8 protein-coding genes are annotated in these 6752 nt (G+C 71.3%); 4 read left to right on the top strand and 4 right to left on the bottom strand.

Annotated features, from left to right (window positions below):
* On the bottom strand, positions 1-748 hold a 748-nt coding region (locus ACWCSD_RS44495), incomplete at its 3' end, for a CoA-binding protein (RefSeq protein ID WP_449924390.1).
* A 3-nt stretch (positions 749-751) separates the two neighbouring features.
* Entirely contained in the window at positions 752-1906 is a 1155-nt protein-coding gene (locus ACWCSD_RS44490; RefSeq protein ID WP_449924387.1) for an acyl-CoA dehydrogenase family protein, read from the bottom strand.
* Positions 1907-2013: 107 nt separating this feature from the next.
* On the opposite strand from ACWCSD_RS44490, the gene ACWCSD_RS44485 reads away from it, so the two are divergent.
* Entirely contained in the window at positions 2014-2625 is a 612-nt protein-coding gene (locus ACWCSD_RS44485) for a TetR/AcrR family transcriptional regulator (RefSeq protein WP_352322431.1), read from the top strand.
* Here the strand turns inward: ACWCSD_RS44485 and ACWCSD_RS44480 are convergent.
* Complete coding sequence (locus ACWCSD_RS44480) at positions 2612-3436, bottom strand: MaoC/PaaZ C-terminal domain-containing protein (RefSeq protein ID WP_449924382.1); 825 nt, start codon at positions 3434-3436, stop codon at positions 2612-2614. The genes ACWCSD_RS44485 and ACWCSD_RS44480 overlap by 14 nt on opposite strands.
* 1 nt (position 3437) lies before the next feature.
* A complete protein-coding gene (locus ACWCSD_RS44475) occupies positions 3438-4337 on the bottom strand; it encodes an SDR family oxidoreductase (protein WP_397161758.1) in 900 nt (299 codons plus the stop codon).
* Between the two features lie 76 nt (positions 4338-4413).
* Here ACWCSD_RS44475 and ACWCSD_RS44470 point away from each other — a divergent pair, with 76 nt between their 5' ends.
* The 3 genes from ACWCSD_RS44470 to ACWCSD_RS44460 form a co-directional block, all read left to right on the top strand.
* Positions 4414-5844 carry an MFS transporter gene (locus tag ACWCSD_RS44470; RefSeq protein WP_358294751.1) on the top strand — a complete coding sequence of 477 codons (1431 nt, stop codon included), beginning with the start codon at positions 4414-4416 and terminating at the stop codon, positions 5842-5844.
* Positions 5845-5921: 77 nt separating this feature from the next.
* Positions 5922-6305 (top strand): acyl-CoA thioesterase, encoded by a 384-nt coding sequence (locus ACWCSD_RS44465; protein ID WP_352360768.1) that lies wholly within the window; start codon positions 5922-5924, stop codon positions 6303-6305.
* Between the two features lie 50 nt (positions 6306-6355).
* Positions 6356-6752 (top strand): MFS transporter (locus ACWCSD_RS44460; protein ID WP_449924377.1); only part of this gene is annotated, 397 nt, incomplete at its 3' end.

Raw genomic sequence — 6752 nt, 5'->3', positions numbered from 1 at the left:
GACCAGCCGGGTCATCCGGATGAATGCCGCGAAGTCCGTGTCGAGGAGGCGGGAGAGTGTGGCCATTGTCCGGCCCGACCAGGTGCGCCGGGTTCCTGATCGTCTCCAGGAACAGGGCGATGACCCGGGTCGCCGGGTCGTCCACGAGGTAGTCGACGACGTCGGTGACCGTGACGACCGACTCGTTGCCCATCGAGGTCAGCAGGCTGACGCCGACGTTGCGGGCCTGGGCGAAGCCGAGCACCGAGCTGGCCAGCGCGCCGCTCTGCAGCACCACGCCGACCGACCCGCGCAGCAGCGGCTCGGGGATGGGCAGCCCGTACGGGGTCACGTCGGCGGCGGCGTTGATGTAGCCGTTGCCGTTCGGCCCGAGGATGGTCAGGCCGTTCTCGCGGGCGAACCCGGCGATCTCCGCCTCCAGCCGCGCGCCCTCCGCGCCGGCCTCCCCGAACCCCGCCGTGAGGACGACGTAGCAGCCGATGCCCAGCTTGGCGCCCTCCTTCAGCACGCCGAGCACGGCGGCCGTCGGCACCATGACGTAGGCCAGGTCGACGGGGGAGGGGATCTCGGTCAGGCTGCGGAAGGCCGGCGACCCGTGCACCACCCCGCCCCTGGGGTTGACCAGGTGGACGGGCCCGGAGAAGCCGTGGGTGCGCAGGTTCAGCAGCGTGCTGACCGACCAGCCCGACTTGTCCGTGGCCCCCACCAGGGCGATCGAGCGCGGGTTGAACAGTGCCTCGACCGACATGGACTACTCTCCGATCAGGCCGAGCCTGGCGTGGCCCTTGATGAGGTTGCGGGCGATCGTGCGGCGCTGGATCTCGTCGGTGCCCTCGAAGATGCGCAGCAGGCGCAGCTCCCGGTACCACCGCTCGACCGGCAGCTCCTTGGTGTATCCCATGCCGCCGTGGATCTGCAGCACCCGGTCCACGACCTGGTTGGCCATCACGGCGCCGTTGAGCTTGGCGATGGAGGAGGCGTGCCGGGCGTCCATGCCCTGCTGCACCTGCCAGGCCGCGTGGAGGGTGAGCCACTTGGCCGCCTCGATCTCCACCTGGGAGTCGGCGATCATCCACTGGATGGCCTGGTACTCCGAGATCGTCCGGCCCATCGACTTGCGGATCTTGGCGTAGTCGATGGCCATCTGGAGCATGCGCTCGGCGGAGCCGATGGCACGGGCCGGGATCATGTACCGTCCTTGCCCGATCCACTGCATGGCAAGCTCGAAGCCCTTGCCGAGCTCGCCCAGGATGTTCTCCTCGGGCACCCGCACGTCCTGGAACACCAGCGCGGCCGGCCCCCACTCGCCCATGGTCGGGATGGGCTCGGACGTCCAGCCCATGTCCCGGTCGACCAGGAAGCACGTCACGCCGTGGCCCTCGGCCACCGCGAACACCATGACGAAGTCGGCCTCGCTGCCGCCGGTGATGAACGTCTTCTCGCCGTTGATCACCCACTCGGCGCCGTCGCGGGTGGCGCGGGTGCGGATGTTGCGGGCGTCGGAGCCGGCGCCCGGCTCGGTGATCGCGAAGCAGGACCGCCGTTCGCCCTCGATGGTGGGGACGAGGTAGCGCTGCTTCTGCTCGTCGGTGCCGGCGTAGAGGATGTTGTCGGCGCTGCCGCCGAAGGAGAAGGGCACGAACGTGCGGCCCATCTCCATGGCGATGATCGCGGACATGATCGGGCCGAGCGCCGCGCCGCCGTACTCCTCGGGGGTGTTGATGCCCCAGAAGCCCGACTTCCTGGCCTTGGCGCGCAGGTCGCGCACGACCTCCGGGTCGAGCCCCGGACGCCCTTCGCGCTCGTTGCGCAGGACCTCCGGCTCCAGCGGCATGATCTCTTTCTCGATGAAGGCACGCACGGTGTCGCGGATCTGCCGTTCCTCCGGGCTGAGCGAGAAGTCCACGGCCGCCTCCTGAATTTCTAGAATCAGTCTCTAGTACGCGATTCTAACCCCCGCGCGGCACTGGTCAAGAATCAGATTCTAGAATTCGGCGCGATAGAATGCCTGGCATGGCACGCAAGTCCTCGTGGGAGTGGAGCCGTACGGCTCAGACGCGCAAGAGCATGTTGCAGGCGGCCCGTGAGGTCTTCAGCGAGCACGGCTTCGCCGACTCCAACGTCTCGGAGGTCGTGGCCCGCGCCGGCTCCAGCGTCGGCAGCCTCTACCACCACTTCGGCGGCAAGACCGAGCTGTTCCTCGCCCTCTACGAGGACCACCAGGCGGCCCACGAGCAGGCGTCGGCCGCCAGCGTCGCCAAGGCCAAGAAGGAGGGCGTCAGCGACCCCGTCGAGCTGCTGATCGCCGGGGCCCGTGCCTACCTCGACGGCGCCTGGGACCGGCGCGACCTGGTCAGGCTCTTCATCGACGGCGACGGCCCGCCCGGCTTCGAGCTGATCCGCCGCACCCGCGGGCGCGAGTGGGTGCGCCAGAACGCCGTCCTGCTCGGCGCCGGGGGAGACCCCCTCGACCGCTTCACGGTCGCGGTGCTGACCAGCATCATCGGCGAGGCCGCCCGCGAGGTCGCCACCTCCGACACCGAGGAGGAGGCCAGGGAGATCATCGAGGCGGCGATGAAGCTCATCCACCGCCTCGATCCCCTCAGGGGGCTCAGCGACGACTGATCGTCGCCCGGCCGCGGTCGATCACCACCGTCCCGTCCTCCTTGGCGGTGCGGAACAGCACGTCGTCGCCGTCGGCCCAGATGGAGACGGTCAGCGGTTCGCCGGGGAACACCGGGCTGCTGAACCGGCCGGACATCGCCCGGAACCGCGACGGGTCCGACCCGGCGAGCGTGTGCAGCAACGCCCGCCCGGTCACCCCGTACGTGCACAGCCCGTGCAGGATCGGCCGGTCGAACCCGGCCCTGGCGGCGAACTCCGGATCGCTGTGCAGCGGGTTGCGGTCGCCGGACAGCCGGTAGAGCAGCGCCTGGTCCGGCCGGGTCGGGTAGGTCACCTTGTGGTCGGGCGCCCGGTCCGGGACCGCCCACTCGTCGCGGGGCCCCCGGTCGCCGCCGAAGCCGCCCTCGCCCCGGATGAACACCGAGCTGCGCGAGGAGATCACCAGCTCGCCGGTCTCCAGGTCCACGGCCCTGGCCTCGGTGGTCACCAGCGCGCCCGAGCCCTTGTCGTAGATGCCGGTCACCTTCGACGTCGTCCGTACGCCGCCCGCCGGCGGCAGCTCGCGGTGCAGCTCGAAGCCCTGCTCGGCGTGGACCAGCAGGGCCGGGTCGAAGTCGCCCAGCCGCCGCCCCGGCGACTGCGCCGCCAGCACCGCGAACGTCGGCAGCACCCGCTGCCCCTTCTCGGTGGCGAACTCCAGCTCGTCGAGGCCCGAGCCGACGCCGAGCGCGTACAGCATGGTGTCCTGGGCGGTCCAGGCGCGCTCGTGGGCCGGGCCCTCGACGCCGATCAGCGAGTGGTCGAGCGGCATGTCAGTCCTCCCGCCCGGGGACGCGGCCGTTGGTCAGGGCGTTGGGGGCGGCCTTGTCCACCAGGGCGGGGATGACCGCGCCCAGCTCGGCCGGGTCCCAGCGGCCGCCCTTGTCCACCCCGGGGCCGGCGTGCCAGCCCTCGGCCACGCTGATCATGCCGCCGCGCACGTTGAACACCCGTCCGGTGACGCCGCGCGCCTCGGCGCCGGCCAGCCAGACCACCAGCGGCGCGATGTCGTCGGGGTCGGCGCCCGTCGCCCCGGCCGGGATCAGGTTCTCCGTCATGCGGGTGAGCGCGGCGGGCGCGATGGCGTTGACCGTCACGCCGTAGCGCTCCAGCTCCCTGGCGGCGATCACGGTCAGCCCGGCGATGCCCGCCTTGGCCGCGCCGTAGTTCCCCTGGCCCGGATTGCCGTAGATGCCGGAGGACGACGTCGTGTTGATGATCCGGGCGTCGACCCGCTCGCCTGACTTGGCCCTGGACCGCCAGTAGGCGGCGGCGTGCCGCAGGGGCGCGAACGTGCCGCGCAGGTGCACCCTGATCACCGCGTCCCACTCGTCGGCGGTCATGTTGACCAGCATGCGGTCGCGCAGGATCCCGGCGTTGTTGACCAGGACGTGCAGGTCGCCGAAACGCTCGACGGCCGCCCCGATCAGGCGCTCGGCGCCGTCGAAGTCGGAGACGTCCTCGCCGTTGACGATCGCCTGGCCGCCCATGGCCTCGATCTCGGCCACCACCTCGGCGGCGGCCCCGGACGAGCCGGTGCCGTCCACCTCCGCGCCCAGGTCGTTGACCACCACCTTCGCGCCCTGTCTGGCGAACTCCAGGGCGTGCCCGCGCCCGATGCCCCTGGCCGCACCCGTGACGATCACCACGCGACCTTCGACGATCCCGCTCATCCGACACCTCGATCCTTGACCGGCCGATGACTTGAACTGGATTCTAGTATCAAAATCTAGAAAGGACAGGCCCTTGGTGACGACGACCACCGCTCCCGTCGGCCACGCCTGGCGCACGCTCTCGGTCGTGAGCCTGGCCAGCGTGCTGACCGGGCTGGGCGGCAGCGCGATCAACGTCGCGCTGCCCGAGATCGCCCGGCACACCGGGGCCGACGCCACGGCCGCGGGCTGGATCCTGCTGGGCTTCCAGTTGACCACGACCGTCCTCATGGTGGTGTTCGGCCGGTTGGCGGACATGTTCGGCAGGCGCAGGATGTACCTGATCGGGCTGGCCGTCTACACCGGGGCCGCCCTGCTCGCCGGGCTGGCTCCCGGCGCGTGGGTGATCGTGGCCATGCGGGTCGTGCAGGCCGCCGGCGCCGCGATGTTGCTCACCAACAGCGCCGCCCTGGTCAGCGACGCCTTCCCGCGCGAGCGGCTGGGCGAGGGCATGGGCGTCTACGTGGCCTCCTTCTCCATCGCCGGGCTGATCGGCCCGACGCTCGGCGGCGTGCTCGCCTCGAACCTGGGCTGGCGCTGGGTGTTCTGGTTCAACGTGCCCATCGGGGTGGTCTGCCTGGTGTGGGGCGCGCTCACGTTGCGGCGGGTCGAACCGGCCGGGCGCGAACGCGGGCTCGACCTGCCGGGCAGCGTGCTCGTGCTGGTCACGCTCGGCGGGCTGCTGCTGGCGTTGTCGGAGTTCGGCAGGCTGGGGTGGGGGCATCCGGTGGTGGCCGCCGGGCTCGCCGCGTTCGCCGTGGGGTTGCCGCTGTTCGCAGCCAGGGAGCGGCGGGCCGCCCATCCCGTGGTGGACCTGCGGCTGTTCCATGACCGGGCCTTCGCCTTCGGCACGCTCGCCTCCTTCCTCAACGCCGTCGCGCGGATGGGCATGGTCTTCCTCGTCGCGCTCTACTTCCAGGCCGTGCGGGGGGACGATCCCGTACAGGCCGGGCTGAAGGTGCTGCCGCTGGCGGTGGCGGCCATGGTCGCGTCGGTGACGTCGGGCTTCCTCCAGAGGCTGACCAGCGCGCGCACCCTCGCGGTGGCCGGGGCCGCCACCACGACCTGCGGCCTGCTGGCGCTGCTCGGCACGATGTCGGCGACCACCCCGTACCCGGCGGTGGCCGCCGGGCTCGTGCTCATCGGGCTCGGCTCGGGCGTCTTCCTGCCCTCCAACACCACCGCCATCCTGGACGGCCTGCCGTCCGAACGTCTCGGCATCGTCAACGCCATGCGCCTCATGCTCCAGAACACCGGCAACGTGGTCGGCACCGGCCTGGTGCTGTCGATCATCACCGCGCCGCTGCCTGCCGCGCTGCACCGGCGCGTCTTCGCCGGGACGCTGTCGCAGCTCTCCGGCGACGCGGTTGGCCTGCTCGTGACCGGTTACCGCTGGGCGCTCACCTGCATGGCCGCGATCTCGGTGCTGACCGTGCTGGCCTGCCTGGCCCGCCGCAAGGCCCGGTGACCAGCGGGCCGGACGGTACGGGTACCGTGGCGGACGTGGCAGAACCCTCCCCGGCGCACCGGCACGTCTTCCTCCGCATGGTCAGATTCGCCGACATCGACTCCCAGGGGCATGTGAACAACGTGCGCTTCCTCGACTACCTGGAGGACGCCCGCTTCGGCATGTTCGCGATCGATCCGGTCAGAGCGGGCGAGGCGCCCTTCGGAGGGCTCGTGGTCACCCGCCACGAGATCGACTACCGCCGCCCGCTGGGCCTGCGCCCCGAGCCGGTCAGGGTCGAGACCTGGGTCACCCAGCTCAGGCCGGTCCGCTTCACCCTGGCCTACGAGATCCGCGACGACGACGAGGTCTACGCGACCGCCACCTCGGTGATCGTGGCCTACGACGTCGAGCGGGCCGCGCCGCGCCGGCTCAGCGAGGACGAGCTCGTCCTGCTCAAGCGTTACTCGGCCCAGGGCTGACCGCCCTGGAACCGCAGCCGCCCTCCGGTCCGGGCAGGAAGCGCTGGCTGATGCTCGCACTGGGGGTCAACGCCCATGCGAGCGTCACCTTAGGACTGTTCGGCCTGCCTCTCGTCATGCCGGAAATTGAGCGACATTTCGGTGTTCCGCTGGCAGTGGCCGGAGTCATTGGAAATGCCCCGGGAATCGGCGTTCTGGTGGCGCTCGTCGCCTGGGGCGCGCTGGCCGACCGGCACGGCGAGCGCCTGGTGCTCGGCATCGGCGTGAGCCTGGCGGCCGTGCTGCTCGCCGCCGTCGCCTTCGCCGGGCCAGCCTGGGCGGTCATCGCGCTGCTCGCGCTGGCGGGCGCGGCCGGGTCGGCGAGCAACTCGGCCATGACCGGCCGCACCGGACCCCTGACCGGGCGGAACACCCCGCGCGGAATGGGCTCGGGCCCGAAGAAGGCGC

Source organism: Nonomuraea sp. NPDC001684, assembly GCF_053596515.1.
Note: the sequence above shows the minus strand (reverse complement) of the source record. Positions and strands in the feature narration are given on the sequence as shown.

What these genes read in the sequence shown, in the direction of transcription:
- ACWCSD_RS44480 (WP_449924382.1), bottom strand. Translation starts at nt 3,436, where the DNA reads ATGCCGCTCGACCACTCGCTGATCGGCGTCGAGGGCCCGGCCCACGAG.
- ACWCSD_RS44485 (WP_352322431.1), top strand. Translation starts at nt 2,014, where the DNA reads ATGGCACGCAAGTCCTCGTGGGAGTGGAGCCGTACGGCTCAGACGCGC.
- ACWCSD_RS44475 (WP_397161758.1), bottom strand. Translation starts at nt 4,337, where the DNA reads ATGAGCGGGATCGTCGAAGGTCGCGTGGTGATCGTCACGGGTGCGGCC.
- ACWCSD_RS44465 (WP_352360768.1), top strand. Translation starts at nt 5,922, where the DNA reads ATGGTCAGATTCGCCGACATCGACTCCCAGGGGCATGTGAACAACGTG.